The 21,312-nt window shown below is 74.8% G+C and carries 15 protein-coding genes; 11 read left to right on the forward strand and 4 right to left on the reverse strand.

Annotated features, from left to right (window positions below; translation table 11 throughout):
- The first annotated feature begins 84 nt into the window (after positions 1-84).
- Positions 85-1,977 (forward strand): glycoside hydrolase family 15 protein, encoded by a 1,893-nt coding sequence (locus tag KW076_RS05085; RefSeq protein WP_224356513.1) that lies wholly within the window; start codon positions 85-87, stop codon positions 1,975-1,977.
- A 70-nt stretch (positions 1,978-2,047) separates the two neighbouring features.
- Here KW076_RS05085 and KW076_RS05090 read toward each other — a convergent pair whose 3' ends face one another.
- A complete protein-coding gene (locus KW076_RS05090; protein WP_224356514.1) occupies positions 2,048-4,270 on the reverse strand; it encodes a S9 family peptidase in 2,223 nt (740 codons plus the stop codon).
- Positions 4,271-4,539: 269 nt separating this feature from the next.
- Here KW076_RS05090 and KW076_RS05095 point away from each other — a divergent pair, with 269 nt between their 5' ends.
- Entirely contained in the window at positions 4,540-5,460 is a 921-nt protein-coding gene (locus KW076_RS05095) for a transglycosylase family protein (protein ID WP_224356515.1), read from the forward strand.
- A 90-nt stretch (positions 5,461-5,550) separates the two neighbouring features.
- On the opposite strand, the gene KW076_RS05100 is transcribed toward KW076_RS05095, so the two are convergent.
- Positions 5,551-7,056 carry an NCS2 family permease gene (locus KW076_RS05100; protein WP_224356516.1) on the reverse strand — a complete coding sequence of 502 codons (1,506 nt, stop codon included), beginning with the start codon at positions 7,054-7,056 and terminating at the stop codon, positions 5,551-5,553.
- A 55-nt stretch (positions 7,057-7,111) separates the two neighbouring features.
- Positions 7,112-7,615, reverse strand: coding sequence for an Lrp/AsnC family transcriptional regulator (locus KW076_RS05105; protein ID WP_224356517.1), 504 nt, complete (start codon positions 7,613-7,615; stop codon positions 7,112-7,114).
- Between the two features lie 207 nt (positions 7,616-7,822).
- Between KW076_RS05105 and KW076_RS05110 the strand changes: the two genes are divergently transcribed.
- The 3 genes from KW076_RS05110 to KW076_RS05120 are packed head-to-tail and all read left to right on the forward strand — an operon-like array spanning position 7,823 to position 11,555.
- Positions 7,823-9,007, forward strand: a complete 1,185-nt coding sequence (locus tag KW076_RS05110; RefSeq protein ID WP_224356518.1) for a thiamine pyrophosphate-dependent enzyme — start codon at positions 7,823-7,825, stop codon at positions 9,005-9,007.
- Positions 9,008-9,009: 2 nt separating this feature from the next.
- Entirely contained in the window at positions 9,010-10,059 is a 1,050-nt protein-coding gene (locus KW076_RS05115) for an alpha-ketoacid dehydrogenase subunit beta (RefSeq protein WP_224356519.1), read from the forward strand.
- A complete protein-coding gene (locus tag KW076_RS05120; RefSeq protein ID WP_224356520.1) occupies positions 10,056-11,555 on the forward strand; it encodes a dihydrolipoamide acetyltransferase family protein in 1,500 nt (499 codons plus the stop codon). Before KW076_RS05115 ends, KW076_RS05120 begins: the two co-directional genes overlap by 4 nt.
- Positions 11,556-11,626: 71 nt before the next feature.
- On the opposite strand, the gene KW076_RS05125 is transcribed toward KW076_RS05120, so the two are convergent.
- The gene (locus KW076_RS05125) at positions 11,627-12,532 is read right to left on the reverse strand and encodes a phosphatase PAP2 family protein (protein ID WP_224356521.1); all 906 of its coding nucleotides are present in this window, start codon (positions 12,530-12,532) and stop codon (positions 11,627-11,629) included.
- A gap of 129 nt (positions 12,533-12,661) precedes the next feature.
- Here KW076_RS05125 and KW076_RS05130 point away from each other — a divergent pair, with 129 nt between their 5' ends.
- From KW076_RS05130 to KW076_RS05155, 6 genes are all read left to right on the forward strand, one after another.
- Entirely contained in the window at positions 12,662-13,309 is a 648-nt protein-coding gene (locus tag KW076_RS05130) for a hypothetical protein (protein WP_224356522.1), read from the forward strand.
- A 30-nt stretch (positions 13,310-13,339) separates the two neighbouring features.
- Positions 13,340-14,449, forward strand: a complete 1,110-nt coding sequence (locus KW076_RS05135) for an o-succinylbenzoate synthase (RefSeq protein ID WP_224356523.1) — start codon at positions 13,340-13,342, stop codon at positions 14,447-14,449.
- A gap of 195 nt (positions 14,450-14,644) precedes the next feature.
- Positions 14,645-16,786, forward strand: coding sequence for a PhoX family protein (locus KW076_RS05140; protein WP_224356524.1), 2,142 nt, complete (start codon positions 14,645-14,647; stop codon positions 16,784-16,786).
- A gap of 110 nt (positions 16,787-16,896) precedes the next feature.
- Positions 16,897-18,762, forward strand: a complete 1,866-nt coding sequence (gene menD, locus KW076_RS05145) for a 2-succinyl-5-enolpyruvyl-6-hydroxy-3-cyclohexene-1-carboxylic-acid synthase (RefSeq protein ID WP_224356525.1) — start codon at positions 16,897-16,899, stop codon at positions 18,760-18,762.
- Positions 18,759-20,150 (forward strand): NAD(P)/FAD-dependent oxidoreductase, encoded by a 1,392-nt coding sequence (locus tag KW076_RS05150; RefSeq protein ID WP_224356526.1) that lies wholly within the window; start codon positions 18,759-18,761, stop codon positions 20,148-20,150. Before menD ends, KW076_RS05150 begins: the two co-directional genes overlap by 4 nt.
- Complete coding sequence (locus KW076_RS05155) at positions 20,147-21,211, forward strand: polyprenyl synthetase family protein (RefSeq protein WP_224356527.1); 1,065 nt, start codon at positions 20,147-20,149, stop codon at positions 21,209-21,211. The genes KW076_RS05150 and KW076_RS05155 overlap by 4 nt, the downstream gene beginning before the upstream one ends.
- Positions 21,212-21,312: the final 101 nt, after the last annotated feature.

Raw genomic sequence — 21,312 nt, forward strand, 5'->3', positions numbered from 1 at the left:
CCCCGGCCAGGGCCCACCCCCAGCGGTCCGGGTGCGCCGGTCCGTCCTGGCGGCCCGCGCGTCGCCGATGGTCCACTGGAGGGCATGACCGCGCAGACCGCCCCCGCCTCCCCACTCATCGAGGACCACGCGTACCTCTCCAACCAGCACTCCGGCGCGCTGGTGACCCGCGCGGGAGACGTCACCTGGCTCTGCCTGCCGCGCTTCGACGGGCCCTCCGTGTTCACCTCCCTCCTGGGGGCGCCCGAGCACGGGCAGTGGAGCCTGGGCATCGCCGACGGCGAGGTCGTCGAACGCGCCTACCTGCCCGGCACCCTCGTCCTGCGCACCCGCTGGCGGGGCCCCGAGGGCGAGGCCGACGTCCTCGACTTCATGCCGCTCGCGGACCACGCCGGCTCCGGCGTCGTGGACGCGGACGACGTCGGCATCCTCATGGGCGAGGGGGAGGGTCCCCTGCGCCGCGCGGACCTGGTGCGCCTGGTGCGCTGCACGTCCGGCACCGTGGAGGTCGACCAGTGGATCCGGGCGCGGCTGGACTACGGCGAGGTCACCCCGTGGGTGTCCCGGCAGGAGGACCCCGCGGGGGAGGAGTTCCTCGCCGTGGTGGCCGGCGGCGACGCGCTCGCGGTGCACGGCCCGGACCTGCGCCCGGACGGGATGAGGCACCGCGGGTCCACCCGCCTGGAGGAGGGCCGGTCCCAGGCGTGGACCCTGGCCTGGTACCCCGCGTGGACCACGGCCCCCGCCGCCCCCGACGCCGAGCACGCCCTGGAGAAGACGGTCACCGGCTGGGTCGAGTGGCTGGGCGATCCCCGCGCCCGCGGTCCCCGCGCCGAGCGCGTGGCCCGGTCCCTGCTGGTGCTCAAGGGCCTGACCCACGAAAACACGGGCGGGATCGTGGCCGCCCCGACGGCGTCGCTGCCGGAGGACATCGGCGGGGTCCGCAACTGGGACTACCGCTACGTGTGGCTGCGGGACACCTCCCTCACCCTGGAGGCGCTCATGGCGCACAACCACACCGACGACGCCGCCCAGTGGCGCGACTGGCTGCTGCGGGCCATCGCGGGGGAGCCGAAGGACAACATCCAGATCATGTACACGCTCTCCGGCGAGCGGCGCATGCCGGAGCGGGAGTTGGGGCACCTGCCCGGCTACGAGGGCTCCACCCCGGTGAACGTGGGCAACGGCGCCGCGGACCAGTGGCAGGCGGACGTGATCGGCACCGTCATGCTGGCACTGGACCGGCTGAGGGACGCCGGCGTGGACGAGGACCAGTGGTCCTGGCCCCTGCAGAAGCGCCTCGTGGAGCGCGTGCTGGCCCACCGGGACACGAAGGAGCACGGCCTGTGGGAGATGCGCGGGGAGCCCGCGTACTTCACGCACGGCCGCGTGATGATGTGGGCCGCCCTGGACCGCGCCCTGCACGGCGTCCGCGAACACGGGCTGGACGCCACCGAGGAGGAGACTGCCGAGTGGGAGCGCGTCCGGGACGAGCTGCGCGAGGAGATCCTCACGGAAGGCGTGCAGGAGGACGGCGCGTTCCGACAGACCTACGGCTCCGACGAGACGGACGCCTCGCTGCTGCAGATCCCGCACACCGGGTTCCTGCCCCACGACGACCCGCACATGCTCGCCACCGTCGCCCAGGTGGAGCGGGACCTGACGACGGAGACGGGACTGGTGCGCCGCTACCGGGCCACGGGCATGGACGGGCTGCCGGGGGAAGAGGCGCCGTTCATGATGTGCGCCTTCTGGCTCGTGGAGCAGTACGCCCGCTCCGGGCGCGTGGAGGACGCCGAGCGCCTCATGGCGCGCCTCGACGACTGCGCCAACGACCTGTTCCTCATGGCCGAGGAGTACGACGACGACCGGGGCCGCATGGCCGGCAACTTCCCCCAGGCGTTCTCCCACCTGGGCCTCATCCGCGCCGTGGACGCGCTCGAGGAGTGCGCGGAGGACGCCCGGGCCGCCGAGTGACCGCCTCCGTGCGCGAGGTGGACGGCGCGCCGCCCGCTGTCGTGCGCGGAACGGACGACGCGCCGCTCGGTCAGTCCACTCGCGCCGTGGCGCCGAGGGCGGTGAGCAGGAACGCGTACTCCCAGGCGGTGTCCTCCCAGCCCTGGTACCGGCCGGAGGCGCCGCCGTGGCCGCCGTCCATCTCGGTGCGCAGCAGGATCGGGGAGCCGCCGGCGGCGATCGGCGTCGTCTGGTCCGAGGTGACGGTGCGGCGCAGCTGCGCCACCCACTTGGCGGGCTCCACGTAGAGCACGCGCGTGTCGTTGAGCGAGGTCACCGCCGCGATGGCCGGGTAGTCCACGGCCCGCACGTTCTCATAGGGCGTGTACGCCTTCATGGTGGCGTACACCTCCGGGTCCTCGATCGGGTTGCCCCACTCCTCCCACTCCAGGGCGGAGAGCGGCAGGTCCGGGTCGAGGATCGAGGTCAACGCGTCCACGAACGGGACCACGGCCAGGCACGCCCGGTACAGCTCGGGGGCCAGGTTCAGCACCGCGCCCATGAGCAGCCCGCCGGCCGAGCCGCCCGTGCAGGCGATCCGCGCCGGGTCCACCCAGCCGGAGTCCGCGACGAACCGAGTGGCGTCCACGAAGTCGGTGAACGAGTGCCGCTTGGCGGCCTTCTTGCCGTCCTCGTACCAGGCCCGGCCCAGCTCGCCGCCACCGCGTACGTGCGCCACGACGTAGACGACGCCGCGGTCCAGCAGGGACAGCCGCGCCACCCCGAACACCGGGTCCATGGACATCTCGTAGGAGCCGTAGCCGTAGACCACGGCCGGGGCGGTTCCGTCCTGGGCCACATCCCTCCGGCGGATCACGGTCAGCGGGATCCGCACCTGCTCGCCGGTCAACGAGCTCGGTTCGGACGCCGGCGCCCACCAGCGCTCGGCCACGTAGTCCTCGCGGTCGAACCCGGGGACCTCCACCTCGCGGCGCAGGCGCACCTCGCCGGTGGCGGCGACGACGTCCAGCACGCGGGCGGGCGTCGTCCAGGAGGCGTAGGACAGGCGGAGGAACGGGGAGTCGAGGTTCACCCCGGCCAGGCGGCACATGTAGAGCTCCTCGTCGAACGAGGGCTCGGTCCAGGCGGGCGCGGAGCCCTCGCGCAGCCCCTCCAGCGGGGCGATCAGCACGCGCGGGGTGGTGTCCCGGCGCACGGCCAGGCCCACGTGGGTGCGGGTGACGAGCACGCCGTCCACACGGACGTCGTCGGCGTGCGGGACCACGGGGCGCCAGGCGTCGCGGTCGGCGACGTCGGCCTCGTCCACGATCGACAGCATCCCGTTGGGAGCCGTGGTGCCGTCGGCGAGGCGGTCGTGCACGATCAGCAGCCGGCGCCGGCCGTCCATGTCGAACGGCTCGACGTCGGCCAGCATCCGGGCGGTGCGGGGCACCAGCACGCGCGGGGCGGGCAGCGGGGAGGCGTCCACGGGCAGGTCCACGGCCCACGTCTCGGAGACCTCCGAGTTCCCGACGCCGATCAGCAGCTGGGTGCGGTCCGCGGAGGCGTCGAACCCGGTCCACATGCCCGGGTCGGACTCCTCGTAGAGCACGGCGTCCTCGGCGGCGTCGGTGCCGAGCGTGTGCACGCGCACCTGGTACGGCCGCCACGTCTCGTCCCACACGGTGTAGATCAGGCGGGTGCCGGAGCGGTCGAAGCGCACCCCGGGGGCGATGTTCCGCACCACGTCCGGCAGGTCCGTCCCCGTGGCGATCTCCCGGACGCGCAGGGTGTACCGCTCGTCGCCGGCGAGGTCTACGGCGTAGGCGGCCAGCGCGCCGTCGGGGCTGATGTGCATCCCGCCCAGGGAGAAGAAGGGGTGGCCGGCGGCCTCCGCGTTGCCGTCCAGGATGACCTGCTCGCCGGGCAGGGCGGCGTCCGCGGGGACGACGGGCGGGGTCCAGTCCGCGAGCGCGTCGCCGGTGTCCTGGGCCGGCACGCGGCAATGCACGGCGTAGTCCTTGCCCTCGACGGTGCGCACGAAGTACCACCAGCCGTCCCGACGGGCGGGCACGGACTGGTCGGTCTCCACGGTGTGCGCCTTGATCTCCCCGTAGATCGCGGCGCGCAGGTCCGCCTGGTCTGCGGTGGCGGCCTCCGTGTAGGCGTTCTCGGCCTGCAGGTGGTCGAGGACCTCCTGCTCGGTCTTGGCACGCATCCACTCGAAGTCGTCCGTGAATGTCTCGCCGTGCACGGTGCGGGCGGTGGGGCGGGCGGCCGCGCGCGGGGGCGTCGGCAGGGAGGTCTCATACATGCGCCCATCCCATCACAGCGGCCAGGGGCCGGCGTGATCGCGGCGCCTGGTCCCTCGCGCCCGGGGGCGCCCGCCGCGCGCCCGCGAGGATGCCGGAGCCACCGCTGGCGGGTCAAGGCCTGCCGGGAACTCCCGGCGACTGCCTCCGGCGCGCCCATGGAGTTGCGGCCGGGGTGTCAGGTCCGTCCGGGGATTCGCGCAGGTCGCACCGTCACGGTGGAGGGACGGCGCCGCCCGGTGCCGTGACCACCGAAGGACAGGAGCTCCCCGTGAGCATCGACCAGAACACCGCCGACACGACCACCCCCCTGGCCACGACGGGCGTGCGGGGCCGATCGCGTCGCCGCCGGACCGCCGTCGGCGCGCTCGGCGCGGCGGGCGCCCTCGCCGCCGTCGGCATGGCGAGCGCCCCGGCCCAGGCGGCGACCGTGGACGCGTCCGTGCTGCAGTCCATCCAGGCCTGCGAGTCCGGCGGCGACTACACCGCCGTGAACCCCGCCAGCGGGGCCTCCGGCGCCTACCAGTTCCTCGACTCCACGTGGGCGACGCTGGCCGCCGCGCAGGGGTATGCGAGCGCGGCCGACGCCCCGGCATCCGTCCAGGACGCGGCCGCACAGGAGCTGTACGCGCAGGAGGGCACCACGCCGTGGGAGGCGTCGCAGAGCTGCTGGTCCGACGCGGCGAGCGTCGCGGCCATGAGCACCTCGACGTCTTCCACGACCGTCTCCGACGCCGCCGTGGCGCAGGCGGACGTCGCCACGCCCGTCGAGACCGTGGCCCAGGTGGAGCCTGCCGCGGGCGCCGCCGACGAGGCCGAGGCGGACACCGCCGCAGGCGCCGACGCCGCCGCGGAGGAGGCGGCGGGCGAGGAGACCGATGCGGGAGGGACCGCCCCGACCGCCGCCCCGGATGCCGCCGCGTCCGGTGAGCAGGCCCCGGCTCCGAGCGAGCCCGCCCCGGAGCCCGCCCCGCAGGGTGATCAGACTGGCCGCCAGCCGGCCGAGCGCCCGGCCGAGCAGGGCCGCGGCACCGCCGAGCAGGCTGAGCAGGGCCGCGGCACCGCCGACCAGCGCGAGCAGCGGGGGCAGGACGTCGAGCAGCGCGAGGGCCGCACCGGCGGCGAGCGCCAGGGCGCGGCCCCGGAGACCGGCGGTGACGCCGGGCACCAGGAGGCCGATGCCGCCTGCTGACCCTACGAGCGACGAGGGGCGGGGCGCGCCTGGAGAGCATCGACCTCCGAGCGCGCCCCGCCCCGCCGTCGTGCGGGAGACGGCAGGGGATCAGGCGAGGCCGAGGATCCCCCGGAACACGCCCATGCCGAAGTACAGCACGAAGGCGGCGGCCACGACCCACAGCAGCGGGTGCACCTCGCGGGCCCGGCCCTGGCCGGTGCGGATCACGGCGTAGGCGATCATGCCGGCGCCGATGCCGTTGGCGATCGAGTACGTGAACGGCATCAGGATGAACGTGAGGAACGCGGGCAGGGCGGCGCCCCAGTCGGTCCAGTCGATGCGCACCACCTGGGAGCACATCATGAAGCCCACCACGACGAGCGCCGGCGCCACGGCCTCGAACGGCACCAGGTGGATCAGCGGGGTGAGGAAGATCGTGGCCACGAACATCAGGCCGGTCACCACGGAGGCCAGGCCGGTGCGGGCGCCCTCGCCGATGCCGGTGCCGGACTCCACGTAGATCTGGCCCGCGGAGGCCGAGGCGGCGCCGCCGCCCGTCACGGCCAGGGCGTCGACCATGAGCACGCGGTTCAGGCGGGGGACGTTCCCGTGCTCGTCCATCGAGCCGGCCTCGCGGGCCAGGCCCACGGTGGAGCCCATCGCGTCGAAGAACACGGAGAGCAGGATCGCGAAGACCAGCAGGGCGCCCATGAGGCCGCCCACGGCCTCGAACGCGCCGAAGGGCCGGGCCGAGCCGAGCAGGGACAGGTCCGGGGCCGCCCACTCCGGCAGAGACGGGGCCACGAGGGCCCAGCCGGTCGGGTTGTGGGAGCCGTCCGCGCCCACGGACGGGCCGATGTGGAACACGGCCTCGAGGATGTTCGCCAGCACGGTGGCGGTGACGATGCCGACCAGGATGGCTCCGCGCACGTTGCGGATCACGAGGATCGCGGTGACCAGCAGACCCACGATGAACACGAGCACCGGCCAGCCGGCCAGCTCGCCGCCCGTGCCCAGGCCCACCGGCACGGTGGTGCCGGCGGCGTCCGGCAGGCGCCGCACGAACCCGGCGTTCACGAGGCCGATGAGCGCGATGAACAGGCCGATGCCCACCACGATCGCGGTCTTGAGCGCCTCCGGCACCGCGTTGAACACGGCCGTGCGGAAGCCGGTGGCCACGAGCACCACCATCACCAGGCCCGCGATCACCACCAGGCCCATGACGTCCGGCCAGGTGAGGCCCGGCGTCGTCGCGACCGTGATGGCCAGGAACGCGTTCACGCCCAGGCCCGAGGCCAGGGCGAACGGGTGCCGCGCCCACAGGCCCATGGCCAGGGTCGCGACGGCGGCCACGAGCGCCGTCGCCGCGGCGACGCGCGGGATGCCCAGGACGGCGCCGGTGGAGTCCGGCCCGGAGAGGATCAGGGGGTTCAGGACCACGATGTAGCTCATGGCCAGGAACGTGGCGATGCCGCCGCGGACCTCCTGGCCCACGGACGAGCCGAGGGCGGAGATGCCGAAGAACCGGTCCAGGCCGGAGCGGGGGCCTGCGGGGGAGGCGGGGTTGGACGGGGCGGTGCCCGGCGGGGTGGCGCCGGTGGTGCGGGATGACATGCGCCCCAGGATAGTGACCGCGCTCGGCCGCCCCCGCTGTGCGGCGACGGGCCGGTCAGCCGAACGCGGTGGGGGTGCGGGGGGCGTCCGCGCCCTCTTCCGGGGGCATGGTCTGGCCGGAGGCGTGGTCGTCGAAGATCATGTAGGTCTGCGTGTCCACGACGGCGGGCAGGGACTGGAGCTTCTCGAAGATCACGTGTCGCAGGTCGGCGGTGTCCCGGGCGCGCACCAGCAGGACGACGTCCATGTTCCCGCCGACCAGGGAGACGTGCCACACCTCGGGGATGGCCAGCAGGGCGGCGCGCAGCTCGCGCCAGTCGTGCTGGCGCAGCTTGAGCATGACGTGGGCGGACGCGGTGAAGCCGGTCTTCACGGGGTCCACGCGGGCGGAGAAGCCGGTGATGACGCCGGAGTTCTGGAGGCGGTTGAGGCGGGAGTAGCAGTGGGCGCGGGAGACGTGCACGCGCTCGGCCAGCGCGGCCACGGAGAGGCGGCCGTCCTGGGACAGCTCGCGGACGATCGCGCGGTCCACGCGGTCCAGGGGGGAGGATGTGCTCATGGCGGTCTCGCTTCGCTCACGGGACGGCGCCCGACGACGACGCCCGCGCACCTCCGGGAGGCGACGCACGGTCATCGTGAGACCCGTCACATCGGCAGGATGTCTTCCAGAATCCGGAAGATCCGAACGGTTGTCCACTGATTCTCCCATACCCGTCGACGAAGTGCCGGAACGCTCCACACTGGTGGCACAGATCGAGAGGACGCCATGACCAGCACCCGCCCCGGGCCGGCCACGCCCGACACGCGCACGGAGGCCGCCGCCGCCTTCGGCATCACCCTGGAGGAGTACCTGCTCCCGGCCGCCCGCCGGATCCAGCTGATCTCCCCTGAAGGCGAGCTGCTCCCCGCCGAGGAGCAGGGCACCGCCCCCGGCCACGAGTACCCGCTGCCCTCGGACGAGGAGCTCCTCGCCGCCTACCGGCACCTGGTCATCGGCCGCCGCGTGAACGACCAGGCCTACGCGCTCGTGCGCCAGGGCCGCATGGCCGTGTACCCGTCCTCCCACGGCCAGGAGGCCTCCGAGGTCGCCGCCGCCGTGTGCCTCGGCCAGGACGACTGGCTGTTCCCCACGTACCGCGACACCGTGGCCGTGATCGCGCGCGGCGTGGCTCCGCTCGACGTCATGGTCTCCTTCCAGGGCACCTGGCACCAGGGCTACGACCCGAAGGAGCACCGCGTCTCCGTGCAGTCGACCCCGCTCACCACCCAGCTACTGCATGCCGTGGGCATGGCCAAGGCCGCCCGCCTGCGCGGCGAGGACGTCGTGTGCCTGGCCATGGTCGGCGACGGCGGCACCTCCGAGGGCGACTTCCACGAGGCCCTGAACTTCGCGGCCGTGTTCAAGCTGCCCGTGATCTTCCTCGTGCAGAACAACAAGTTCGCCATCTCCGTGCCCTTCGCGAAGCAGTCGGCGGCCCCGTCCCTGGCCCACAAGGCCGTGGGCTACGGACTCGCCGGCGAGCGCGTGGACGGCAACGACCTCGCCGCCCTGCTCGCCGTGCTCGGCCGCGCCGTGGACCTGTGCCGCGAGGGCAAGGGCCCGTTCCTCGTCGAGGCGGACACCTACCGCATGCAGGCCCACACCAACACCGACGACCCCACCCGCTACCGCGAGGACTCCGAGGTGAAGGAGTGGGAGGTGCGCGATCCGCTGCGCCGGATGACCGCCTACCTCGAGTCCACCGGCGCCCTCACCGCGGAGGTCTCCACCTCCATCGCGAAGGACGCCGAGGATGTGGCCCAGCAGCTGCGCGACGCCATGAACGCCGACGTGGAGCTCGACCCCCTCGAGCTGTTCGACCACGTGTACTCCGTGCAGACCCCCCAGCTCGCCGCCCAGCGCGCGCAGCTGGCCGAGGAGCTGTCCCGTTCCGAGAACAAGGAGGCCTGAGCATGGCGAACCTGACCTTCGCCGCCGCGCTCAACGCGGCGCTCGCCGACGAGATGGCCGCCGACGACATGGTGGTGGTGTTCGGCGAGGACGTCGGCACTCTCGGCGGCGTCTTCCGCATCACCGACGGTCTGACGCAGCGCTTCGGCGACGAGCGCTGCTTCGACACCCCGCTGGCCGAGTCGGGCATCGCCGGCATGGCCGTGGGCATGGCCCTCGGCGGCGCCCGCCCGGTGATCGAGATGCAGTTCGACGCCTTCGCCTACCCCGCCTTCGAGCAGGTCGCCTCGCACGTGGCCAAGATGCGCAACCGCACCAAGGGCGGCGCGCCGATGCCGATCGTCATCCGCATTCCCTACGGCGGCGGCATCGGCGGCGTGGAGCATCACTGCGACTCCTCGGAGTCCTACTACGCCCACACCCCGGGCCTGAAGGTGTACACCCCGGCCTCCGTGAAGGACGCGTACCTGATGCTGCGCTCCGCCATCCGCCTGGACGACCCGGTGGTGTTCATGGAGCCGAAGAAGATGTACTGGACCAAGGCCGACCTGGACCTCGACGAGCTCCGCGCCGAGTTCGACGAGCAGTGGGCCCGCGCGCAGGAGAAGACCGCGCAGGGCGAGGCCTGGGCGCGCGCCGCCGTCGTCCGCCAGGGCGCCGACGTCACCCTGGTGTCCTACGGCCCGTCCGTGCCCACCTGCCTCGCCGCCGCTCAGGCGGCCGCGGAGGAGGGCCTCTCGGTGGAGGTCGTGGACCTGCGCACCGTGAACCCGCTGGACGAGGACACCATGGCCGCGTCCGTGGCCAAGACCGGTCGCGCCGTCGTCGTCGCCGAGCCGCAGGGCTTCGCGTCCGTGGCCTCCGAGCTGGTGGCCCGTATCCAGCAGCGCTGCTTCCACTCGCTCGCCGCCCCCGTGGGCCGCGTGACCGGCTTCGACATCCCGTTCCCCGCGCCGAAGCTCGAGGAGCACCACCTGCCCAACGTCGACCGCATCCTGGACGCGATCGACGACCTGAACTGGGACCTGGACGCCGAGGAGGCCCGCGCATGAGCAACACCTTCCTGCTGCCCGACCTGGGCGAGGGCCTGACCGAGGCCGACATCGTCCGCTGGCTCGTGGCCGAGGGTGACGAGGTCGCCGTCGACCAGCCGATGGTCGAGGTCGAGACCGCCAAGGCGCTCGTCGAGGTGCCCAGCCCCTTCGCCGGCACCGTGCTCACCCTGCACGGCGCCGAGGGCGAGACCATGGAGGTCGGCGCGCCCCTGATCACGGTCGGCGCCGTCGGCGAGTCCGCCGGTGACGCTCCGCCCCCGTCCTCCGCGGCCGACGCCGGCACCGCCCCCGCGGCGGACGGCGCCGTCCCCGGCGCGCTCAGCTACCGCGAGGAGGAGCGCGCGGGCGTCCAGCCGAAGCCGGACAAGGCCCGCGGCGGCGACGGCGACGTGGCCGGCTCCGACGACGAGGCCTCCGGCGCCGTGCTCATCGGCTACGGCACCTCCGGCCACACCGCCACCTCCCGCTCGCGTCCGTCCAAGCGCGCCCGCGGCGGCGCCGGCACGACCCAGGCCGCCGCGGGTGCCGCCCCCGCCGCGTCGGGCCGCGCCCCGCGCGTGACCTCGCCGATCGTCCGCAAGCTCGCCCGCGAGCGCGGCGTCGATGTGGCCACCCTGACCGGCACCGGCCCGGACGGCCTCATCACCCGCGCCGACGTGCTGGGCGCGGCCGGGGGCGCCTCCGCCCCGCAGGACGCCCAGGCCCCCGCGCCGGTGCAGACCGCCCCGTCGGCCGCCGCCCAGGCCCCCGCCGTCGCGGCGGGCGCCACGGACGCGCGCACCGGCCTGGCCGTCGTCGCCCGCACCCCGATCTCGGGCGTGCGCAAGGTGATCGCGGACCAGCTCTCCCGCTCGCGCCGCGAGGTCCCCGACGTCACGGCGTGGCTGGACGTGGACGTCACCGCGCTGCTGGAGCTGCGCGCGCAGCTCAAGGCGAAGGACCCGGAGAACGCCCCGAGCCTGCTCGGCCTGATCGCCCGCTTCACCCTGGCCGGCCTGCGCCGCTACCCGGTGATGAACGCGCGCATCGAGGCCGGCGCGGACGGGAAGGACGAGATCGTCGAGGTCGACGGCGTGCACCTCGGCCTGGCGGTGCAGACCGACCGCGGCCTCATGGTGCCCTCCGTGGAGCACGCGGAGAAGATGTCCGCGGACGAGCTGACCCGCGCGATCAACGACACCGTGTCCCGTGCCCGCGAGGGCAGGGCGGCCCCGGCCGAGCTCACCCGCGGCACGTTCACGCTGAACAACTACGGCCCACTCGGCACCGACGGTGCGACCCCGATCCTGAACATCCCCGAGGTGGGCATGCTGGGCATCGGCCGCATCATCGACCGCCCCTGGGTCGTGGACGGCGAGATCGTGGTCCGCAAGGTCACCGAGATGACCGTGACCTTCGACCACCGCGTCACCGACGGCGCCACCGCGAGCGCGTTCCTGACGTTCGTGGCGGACTGCCTGAACGACCCGCAGGCCGCGCTCGCGCGGATCTGAGGGCCGACGCACGGCCGAGGACCGGCGTCGCCCCCGTGGGGCGGCGCCGGTCCCCACTGCTCTCCGGGTCCTCAGTGCTGTTCGGCGCGGCGCAGGCCGGTCAGCAGGGCGGCGCAGAGCACGAGGGCGGGCGTGCCGCTGAGCAGCGCCCCGGCGGGGGCCGCCAGCGGGTGCGGGTCCGCGCTCACGGCCGGGGAGCCCAGGGTTGCGACGGCGAGTCCCAGGCCCACGAGCACACCGGCGACGCCGAGCGTCCAGAGCATCCGCTCCACGGCGAGAGCGGCCCGGGAGGCGTGGCGCGGACGGTGGTCCGCCGCGCGTCGCCAGGGGGCCACGAGGACGGCCCAGAAGGCCGCGACCCCGAACGCCGCGGCCATGTCCGAGGGACGGTGCCAGGCCTCCAGGTAGGCGGCCGAGCCGGTGAGCGCGGTGGCCCCGGCGCCCACGACGGCCACCGCCGGGCGCCAGCGCGCGGGCACCAGCAGGAGCGCGGCCACGGCGGCCGAGGCCGCGAGCGTCGTGTGGCCGGAGGGCAGCGAGTTCCCGCCCGCCCAGGGCACGTGGTTGGCGAACGACGGCCGCCCCAGGGACTCCTTGAGGGCCTGCGTGCCCACATTGGCCCCGGCCAGCGCCACCAGCGCGACGACACCCCGCCGCCGCGTCCGCCGCGGGATCAGGCAGGCCAGCGCCGCGAGCGTGGCGGCGCCCGCCAGGACCACCGGCAGCACCGTGAGGATCCGCTGGGCCGGGCCCGTGGAACGGGTGCCCCAGCGGTCCTCCACGGCGTGGAACACCTGGTACTCCAGCAGCTGCCCGCCGGAGGTCCCCACGAACACGGCGTGGACCAGCGCCACGACGCCGGCCGCCGCCGCGAGCCCGAGCAGCCACGCCCAGCGCGACCCGCGGGGGCGGCGCGAGGACGCCACGGGGCGCGCGGCGGCGTCGGCGGGGGAGCCGGGCGGGGGCGTGACGGTCATGCCCACCATTGTGGGACAGCCCCCTGAAGGAGGCCCAGACGACCCGGTCATGCAGGCTTCACCGGCCCGTCACCGGCCCGTCAGCGGCCGGTCCTGCCGTCCGTGGCCGGCGGCTCCTAGCCTGGCCGCATGGACCGCCACCTGCTCCCCGCCGGCCCCGGCGAGGTCACCCCCCGTCCCCGGATCGCCCTCGACCCCGCCCGCCTGCACGCCGCCCGCGCGGCCCTGTCCGTGTTCGGGCCGGTGCACCGCCAGGAGCCCATCGAGTGGGCGGCGGAGGAGCCGCTGGCCCCGGACCTGGCCGAGTTCTACCGCGAGGTGGGCCCGGACTGGGTGGAGATCGACACCCTGGGCCTGCCCCTGCTGATGTTCCCGCTGGAGCGGCTCTGGGACGAGCAGGCCGGGTACCGGTGGAACCACCGCACCGGGGCCATGCTCGCCGACTGGAACGAGGACTGGACGGTGGTCGCCAAGCAGGGCGCCGAGCCGTTCATCCACGAGGCCGCCACCGGCCACGTGCTCATGGCCCACGGCGAGGAGGGCTGGGAGGACCGCCTCGGGGAGCCGGTGCCCGTGTTCCGGGACGTCGCTGAGATGACCCTGGCGCTGTGTGCGGCCGGGGCCGCGTGGGCCGGCTCGGACGACCCCTTCACCGCGGACTGGCACGTGCGCCCCGAGGTGACCTCCGCCGTCGTGGACGGGCTGGAGCAGGTGCTGGGCGACCGCGCCCGCGCCGTGGACGTCGCCCGCCGCCTGGGCCACCTCCGCGCGGCCTGAGCCGTCGCCGGCCTCCCTAGACTGGCCGGCATGACCGTCCCCGCCGCACACGACGACGCCGACCCCCGCCCCGGATCGGCGCTCCCGCCCCTGCCGGGCGCCCCCGGCGGACCCGCGCTGCCGGACGTGGACGAGCTCCTGGAGCACGCGGTGGCCGTCACCCTGCCGATGACCGTCCGGTTCCGCGGCACCACGGAGCGCCGGGCCCTGCTGCTGCGCGGCCCGGCCGGGTGGGCCGAGTTCTCCCCGTTCCCGGAGTACGGCCCCGCCGAGGCCTCCCGCTGGCTGGCGGCCGCGGTCGAGGCCGGCTGGCAGGGCTGGCCCGCCCCCGTCCGCTCCGAGGTCCCCGTGAACGCGACCGTGCCGGCGGTGGACGCCGCCGACGTCGAGTCCGTCCTCGCCCGCTACGGGGACGGCATCACCGCCGTGAAGGTCAAGGTGGCCGAGCACCGTCCCGGCGGCGGCCTCGTCGACCCGACCCACGCGGCCGACGTCGCCCGCGTCCGCCGGGTCCGGGAGCTCCTGCCGGAGGCCGCCGTGCGCATCGACGCGAACGCCGGCTGGGACGAGGACCGGGCCTTCGCGGTGCTGGGTGCGCTCCAGGACGTGGGGCTCGAGTACGCCGAGCAGCCCGTGCCGGGCATCGCCGGCCTGGCCGCGCTGCGCTCCCGCCTCCGCGCGGCCGGGATCGCCACCCCGATCGCCGCGGACGAGGCCGTGCGCAAGGAGACCGACCCGCTCGCCGTCGCCCAGGCCGGCGCGGCCGACCTGATCGTGGTGAAGGTCCAGCCCCTCGGCGGGGTGCGCCGGGCCGCGGCGATCGTCGCCGCGGCCGGACTGGACGCCGTCGTCTCCTCCGCCCTGGACACCTCGGTGGGCATCGCGGGAGGCGCGGCGCTCGCGGCGCACCTGCCCTCCCTGCCGTTCGCGTGCGGGCTCGGCACCGCCTCCCTCTTCGCGCACGACGTCGTGTCCCCGGCCTGGCGGCCCGCCGACGGCTCCCTGCCGGCGCCGGGGGAGCGGGCCCCGGAGCCGGACCCGGCCCTGCTCGCGGCGGCGCGGGCGGACGCGGCCGAGCACGCGTGGTGGGCCGAGCGGCTGCGCGCCGCCCACGCGGTGCTGGCGGCCCGGGGGCGGTGACGGGGACGGATTAACGCACGGCCTCGGGACGAAATCCCACGGTGGCGGCGAGTTCCCCTCCGGTTCACCTGGGTGTAGTCGACGGCTCGTCCGTGTGGGCCACGCTGGGCGGTGCGAGCGGGCCGTGGGCCCGCCTCCGGCCGCGGCACCCGTCACCGGCCGGGCCCCGTCTCATCCGGATGTGAAGGAACCCCCATGCTCAAGCGACTCCTGCCCATGGCCGGCCACACCCGCGGCAACCGCTCCGCCGTCACCTGCGAGCTCAAGTGCGGCAACGCCTGCTCCCACCCGATCCCGAACACCTCGGCCAACGAGACCTTCCACTCCGTGGCCGAGCGCGCCATCTCCCGTCGTGCCGCGCTCGGCGTGGGCGGCGGCCTGGCCGCGGCCGTCGTGATCGGCGCCAACGTGGCCCACGCCCCCGAGGCCCTCGCGGACAACGGCCTGCGCCCCGCCGGCGGCGGCAAGCTGGACTTCACCGCCATCCAGCCCGTGCAGCGCACCGTGGACACCATGACCGTCCCCGAGGGCTACGACTGGGGCACCATCATCCGCTGGGGCGACCCGCTGTTCGCGGACTCCGAGGAGTTCGACATCGAGCACCAGACCGGCGCCTCCGCCGCCGGCCAGTTCGGCTACAACAACGACTACCTGAACATCATCTCCGACGGCGGCAACCACCGCCGCGGCTACCTGGTGTCCAACCACGAGTACACCAACGAGAACATCATGTTCTCCCCGGAGTACATCGCCTCGAACCCCGAGGACGTGGTGAACGCCGGCATCGAGTCCCACGGCCTGTCCGTGGTGGAGCTGGAGCGCCGCAAGGCCGGCGCCAAGTGGGAGTACGTCCGCGGCGGCCGCCGCAACCGCCGCATCACCGGCACCACCCCCTTCCGGGTGACGGGCCCCGCCGCCGGCCACGACCTGCTGAAGACCGTCGAGGACCCGACCGGCACCCGCGTGCTCGGCACCCTCAACAACTGCTCCGGCGGCACCACCCCGTGGGGCACCGTGCTCTCCGGCGAGGAGAACTTCAACCAGTACTTCAAGGGCCGCGGCACCGCGGAGGAGAAGCGCTACGGCATCTCCACCTCCGCCACGCAGCGCGGCTGGGAGCGCTTCCACGATCGCTTCGACCTCACCAAGGCCGGCTACGAGAACGAGGCCCACCGCTTCGGCTGGGTCGTCGAGATCGACCCCGAGGACCCGACCTCCACCCCGGTGAAGCACACCCTCCTGGGCCGCTTCAAGCACGAGGCCGGCACCGCGATCATCTCCGAGTCCGGCCACGCCGTGGTCTACTCCGGAGACGACGAGCGCCACGACTACCTGTACAAGTTCGTGTCCTCGAAGAAGGTCATCGAGGGGAACAAGAAGCACAACATGACCCTGATGGACGAGGGCACGCTCTACGTGGCCAAGTTCACGGGCGACTCCCCGGCCTCCGAGATCGACGGCAAGGGCACCCTGCCCTCCGACGGCGCCTTCGACGGCTCCGGCGAGTGGATCGCCCTGGCCTCCCACAAGAAGTCCTACGTGCCCGGCATGTCCCTGGCCGAGGTCCTCGTCTTCACCCGCATCGCCGCGGACAAGATGGGCGCCACCAAGATGGACCGCCCGGAGGACGTCGAGACCAACCCGGTCAACGGCAAGGTCTACGCCGCCCTCACCAACAACACCAAGCGCACCGCCGTCGACGAGACCAACCCGGTCATCGGCAACCGCGACGGCCACGTCCTGGAGATCACCGAGAAGTGCGGCGACCACACGTCGACCTCCTTCAACTGGGTCATCCTGCTGCTCGCCGGCGACCCCAAGGTCTCCTCCTCGGCCTACTTCGCCGGCTATCCGAAGGAACTCGTCTCCCCGATCTCCTGCCCGGACAACGTGGCGTTCGACTCCGAGGGCAACCTCTGGATCTCCACCGATGGCCAGCCCGGCACCATCGGCTATGCCGACGCCCTGCACAAGGTCACCCTGGACGGCCCGGAGCGCGGCCGCGTGCAGCAGTTCCTCGCCGTCCCCCGCGACGCCGAGACCTGCGGCCCGGTCATCCACGACCGCGACAACTCCGTGTTCGTGAACGTGCAGCACCCGGGCGAGGACGGCAACTGGGGCGCCCACACGTCCTACTTCCCGGACTTCCTGTCCCCGAACGGCCCGGTCCAGGTCGGCGACAAGGTCGCGGCGCCGCGTCCGTCCGTCGTGCAGGTCTTCAACGCGACCGGCAACAACGGCATCGGCAAGGGCTCCGGCAACAAGAAGGGCAACCACGGCAAGGGCAGGGGCAACTCCGCCTTCGGCCACGCCCAGGGCCACGGCCCGAAGAAGTGATCCGCGCCGGCGCCTGAGCCGGTCGCAGCCCCCGTGGTCCGCCCCCGTCGCCCCGTGCGGCGGGGGCGGACCCGTGTCTGCCGGTGCGCCCGCCTAGACTGGAGGCCACCATGTCTTCCGTCGACTCGACCACCCTGGCCCGCACCGTGGCCGCCGCCCTGCTCGAGGGCGGCATGCGCGAGGCCGTGGTGTGCCCCGGCTCCCGCTCAGCACCCCTGGTCTACGCCCTCGCCGAGGCGGAGCGGCGCGGCCGGATCCGCCTGCACGTGCGCGTGGACGAGCGCTCGGCCGCCTTCCTGGCGCACGGGATCTCCCTGGCCACCGGCCGTCCCGTGGGCGTGCTGACCACGTCCGGCACCGCCGTCGGCAACCTGCTGCCCGCCCTGATGGAGGCGTTCCACGCGGGCACGCGCCTCGTCGCGCTGACCGCGGACCGGCCCGCGGAGATGCACGGCACCGGTGCCAACCAGACCACCCGCCAGGACGGGCTGTTCGCCCTCCACACGCGGGGGGCGGCGTCCATCAGCGCGGACCTCGCCCCCGGCGAGGGCGCCGAGGAGCACCTGGGGCGGGTCGCCGCCACGGTCCGCCGCCTGCTCGTGCGCGCCGAGGGGCTCGTGGTCGACCCGGCCGCGGCCCGCCCGGACCTCGCCGAGGCCCCCGCCGGGCCCGTGCACCTCAACCTGCCCTTCCGCGCCCCGCTCGTCCCGGACGCCGGGCAGCTCGCGGCCATGGCCGCCCCCGCGGCCCCGGGCGACGACGCCGACCGCCCCGCCGAGCCCGCCCCCTGGCGGGCGCCGGGCAGCGACCTCACCGCCCGCGTGGACCTGGACGTGTCCCGGCGCCCGGAGCGGCGCACCGTCGTGCTGGCCTGCCACGGCGCCGGCCCGGTGGCGGCCGCGTTCGCGATGGCCCTGGGGCTGCCGCTGCTGGCCGAGCCCAGCTCGAACGCCCGCTTCACCGTCAACGCCGTGGCCGCCTACCCGCTGCTGCTCGGCCCCGCCGGCGGCGCGCCGGGCTCCGACCAGGGGCACCCGCTCGCGGAGTGCATCGAGCGCGTCGTGCTCTTCGGCCGCCCCACGTTGACCCGCACCGTCACCGCCCTGCTGGACCGCCCGGACGTCGAGGCGGTGCTCTACTCCCCGGAGCCCGCCCCGTGGTTCGAGCCCGGTCGGCGCCCGGAGCGCGTGGTCACGGACCTCGGAGAGCTCGCGGACTTCGCGGGCCAGGGCGCCGCCGGCTGGGTGCCCGCCTGGCAGCGCGCCTCCCACCGGGCCCAGAACGCGGTGGAGGACGCGCTGGTGCGGGCGGACCGCCGGCACGGCCTGTCCCCGCAGAGCGTCGCCCACGTCGTCCCGGCGGTCACGCGGGGCCCGCTGGTGCTGGGCTCCTCCTCCCTGATCCGGGACGTCGACCTGACCTGGCGCCCGCCGACCGCCCCGGACGCGGGCGTGTTCGCCAACCGCGGGCTCGCGGGCATCGACGGCACGATCGCCACGGCCGCCGGCGTCGCCCTGGGCACGGGGCGGCGCACCGTCGCCCTGATCGGGGACCTCACGGCCCTGCACGACGCCGGTGGGCTGCTCGTCGGGGACGGGGAGCCGGAGCCGGACCTGGACGTGGTGGTCGTCAACGACGCCGGCGGTGCGATCTTCGCCGGCCTGGAGCACGGCCAGGTGGCCGGCCACGCGGGCATGGCGGACGTGGTCGAGCGGTTCTTCGGCACGCCGCACCGCGTGGACCTCGCCGCGCTCGCCGCCGCCTACGGCGTGCCGCATGTGCTGGTCGAGGACCGCGTCGAGCTCGTCCACGTGCTCGGCGCCCCCGAGCGCGGGCGCCGGCTCGTCGAGGTGCGCGTCCACCGCGCCGACCGCCCCGCCGTCGCCGCGGCGATCGCCCGGGCGGTGGCCGAGGCCGTCGCCGCCGACCCCGTCCCCGCCTGCACCGGGGCCGCGGCCCCCGAGGAGGAGTCATGACCGAGCACCCCACCCCCGCCGCAGCGCCCGTCGTCCGCAGGGCCGACGTGCTGATCTCCGGGGCGGGCCCCGCCGGGGCCACCGCCGCCGCGCACCTGGCCGCGGCCGGTCTGGACGTCGTCGTCCTGGAGAAGTCCGCGTTCCCGCGGGAGAAGGTCTGCGGCGACGGCCTCACCCCGCAGGCCGTCCAGGAGATCCGCAACCTGGGCATCGAGCATCAGGGCGGCCCCGGCGACGACGGCGGCTGGCACGCCGTGCGCGGCCTGCGCCTGCGCGCGGGGGAACGGTCCGTGGACGTGCCCTGGCCCGCCACGCAGAGCTGGCCCGACTACGCCCTGACGCGCACCCGCAAGGACCTGGACGCGCTCCTGGCGGACACGGCGCGCGCGCGCGGCGCCGAGGTCCGCGAGCGCCACGCCGTCACGGGCGTCACCCGGGACGACGCCGGTCGCGTCGACGGCCTCGAGGCCGAGCTGATCGCGGAGAACGGCCGCAAGACGGGGGAGCGGGTCCGGTTCGCGGCGCCCCTCGTGCTGGCCTGCGACGGCGTCTCCGCGCGCGCCGCCGTCTCCATGGACGTCCACCGCCGCACCGACCGCCCGATGGGCGTGGCCGTGCGCGCGTACTACACGGCCGGGCCCGTGGGGGCCGACGGCGCCGTGCCCCGCCCGCCGGGGGACCGCGTGGACTGGATGGAGTCCTGGCTGCGCCTCCCCGACGAGCACGGGAACCCGCTGCCCGGATACGGGTGGCTGTTCCCCCTGGCGGACGGCACCGTGAACGTGGGCCTGGGCATCCTGGACACCTCCCCCCTGTTCGGGAAGCTGGACTACCGGGCGCTCCTGAAGCAGTGGTCCGGCGCGCTGAGCGAGGACTGGGGGATCTCCGAGGAGACCCGCACGTCCAAGATCCTCGGCGCGGCCCTGCCCATGGCGTTCAACCGCACGCCCCAGCACGTGCCGGGGATGCTGCTGGTGGGCGACGCCGCCGGCATGGTCTCCCCGTTCAACGGCGAGGGCATCGGCTTCGCGATGGAGGCCGCCCGCATCGCCGCGGACCTGGCCGTCCAGGCCCATGCCGCGCCGAACACCCCCGCCGCGGACGCCGTGCTCGCCCGCTACCCGGTGATCACCCAGCACCTGTGGGGCCGCCACTTCCGCCTGGGCACGGTGTTCGCCCGGCTCATCGGCGAGCCGCGGGTGATGCGCGCCGCGCTGGCCACCGGCATGGCGGTGCCCCCGCTGCTGCGCACCGTGGCCCGGGTGATGGGCAACGTCGTGGATCCGTCCGGCGGGGACGCGGTGGACCGCGCGGTGCGGATCCTGGAGTCCGTCACGCCGTCCCTGACGACGGCGGACGCCCCCGGTGTGGGTAGGCTTGCCCGGTGACCACGTCTGCCGCCGGCTTCGCCCTGCCCTCCGGATTCGACCCCCTGGCCGAGCACGGCCGGGTGCTCGAGGCCGTCCTCACCGCCCTGGAGCGGGTCGAGGAGCAGCTGACCGCGTCCCTGGAGTTCGACGACGTCTTCTCCCAGACCGCCACCCGCCACCTGGCCTCGGCCGGCGGCAAGCGCGTGCGCCCGGTGCTCACCGTGCTGGCCTCCCTGCTCGGCGACGCAGGCCTGGCCGAGGGACAGGTGGGCGAGGTCGGCCCCGAGACGCGGCAGGCCGCCGTCGTCATGGAGCTGACGCACCTGGCCACGCTGTACCACGACGACGTCATGGACGAGGCCCCCGTCCGCCGCGGCGCCCCCGCCGCACACCGGCTGTGGGGCAACTCGCAGGCCATCCTGGCCGGCGACCTGATCTTCGCCCGCGCCTCGCAGCTGATGGCCGAGCTCGGCCCGCGGCCGGTGCGCATCCAGGCGGAGACGTTCGAGCGCCTCGTGCAGGGCCAGCTGTGGGAGACCCGCGGCCCCGACGAGGGCCAGGACCTCCTGGAGCACTACTACCGGGTGCTCCGCGGGAAGACCGGATCGCTGATCGCCGCGGCGGGCGTGCTGGGCGCCTACCTGGGCGGGGCGGACGAGACCGCCGTGCAGGTGATGGCCGACTACGGGGAGAAGGTCGGGCTGGCCTTCCAGCTCGCCGACGACCTGATCGACCTCACCAGCTCCGCCGAGGAGCTCGGCAAGACCCCGGGCACCGACCTGCGCGAGCACGTCCCCACCCTGTCCACCATCCTCGTGGCGCGCGCCGCCGCGGGGGAGGGGCCGGAGGCCGACGACGCCCGCCGCGTGCTCGCCCTCGTGGACGGCCCGCTGGACACCGACGAGCAGCTCGCCGCCGCCGTCGCCGCCCTGACGGCGCACCCGGCATTCGCCGAGGCCGGCGCCCTGACCCGCCGCTGGGCGGAGGAGGCCAAGGCCGCGCTCGCGCCCCTGCCGGAGTCCGTGGTCACGGAGGCGCTCGCGGCGTTCGCCGACTACGTGGTCTCCCGCGCCAGCTGACGCGCTCCGCCCGCCCCGCGGCCGACCGGCGCGGGCACGTTCGCCGCAATGTCACGATCCGGTAACGCTGTGGTCGGCGGATCGACCCTACGCTGAGGTGC

Origin of the sequence: Micrococcus porci, assembly GCF_020097155.1 — a bacterium.
In the GTDB taxonomy this organism is placed as follows: Bacteria; Actinomycetota; Actinomycetes; order Actinomycetales; family Micrococcaceae; genus Micrococcus; species Micrococcus porci.

Bases quoted from the DNA above. Each gene is read 5' to 3' on its own strand.
- KW076_RS05130 (WP_224356522.1), top strand. From the start codon at position 12,662: ATGGACCGCCACCTGCTCCCCGCCGGCCCCGGCGAGGTCACCCCCCGT.
- KW076_RS05100 (WP_224356516.1), bottom strand. From the start codon at position 7,056: ATGTCATCCCGCACCACCGGCGCCACCCCGCCGGGCACCGCCCCGTCC.
- menD (WP_224356525.1), top strand. From the start codon at position 16,897: ATGTCTTCCGTCGACTCGACCACCCTGGCCCGCACCGTGGCCGCCGCC.
- KW076_RS05135 (WP_224356523.1), top strand. From the start codon at position 13,340: ATGACCGTCCCCGCCGCACACGACGACGCCGACCCCCGCCCCGGATCG.
- KW076_RS05125 (WP_224356521.1), bottom strand. From the start codon at position 12,532: ATGACCGTCACGCCCCCGCCCGGCTCCCCCGCCGACGCCGCCGCGCGC.
- KW076_RS05150 (WP_224356526.1), top strand. From the start codon at position 18,759: ATGACCGAGCACCCCACCCCCGCCGCAGCGCCCGTCGTCCGCAGGGCC.
- KW076_RS05085 (WP_224356513.1), top strand. From the start codon at position 85: ATGACCGCGCAGACCGCCCCCGCCTCCCCACTCATCGAGGACCACGCG.
- KW076_RS05110 (WP_224356518.1), top strand. From the start codon at position 7,823: ATGACCAGCACCCGCCCCGGGCCGGCCACGCCCGACACGCGCACGGAG.
- KW076_RS05105 (WP_224356517.1), bottom strand. From the start codon at position 7,615: ATGAGCACATCCTCCCCCCTGGACCGCGTGGACCGCGCGATCGTCCGC.
- KW076_RS05140 (WP_224356524.1), top strand. From the start codon at position 14,645: ATGCTCAAGCGACTCCTGCCCATGGCCGGCCACACCCGCGGCAACCGC.
- KW076_RS05120 (WP_224356520.1), top strand. From the start codon at position 10,056: ATGAGCAACACCTTCCTGCTGCCCGACCTGGGCGAGGGCCTGACCGAG.
- KW076_RS05115 (WP_224356519.1), top strand. From the start codon at position 9,010: ATGGCGAACCTGACCTTCGCCGCCGCGCTCAACGCGGCGCTCGCCGAC.
- KW076_RS05090 (WP_224356514.1), bottom strand. From the start codon at position 4,270: ATGTATGAGACCTCCCTGCCGACGCCCCCGCGCGCGGCCGCCCGCCCC.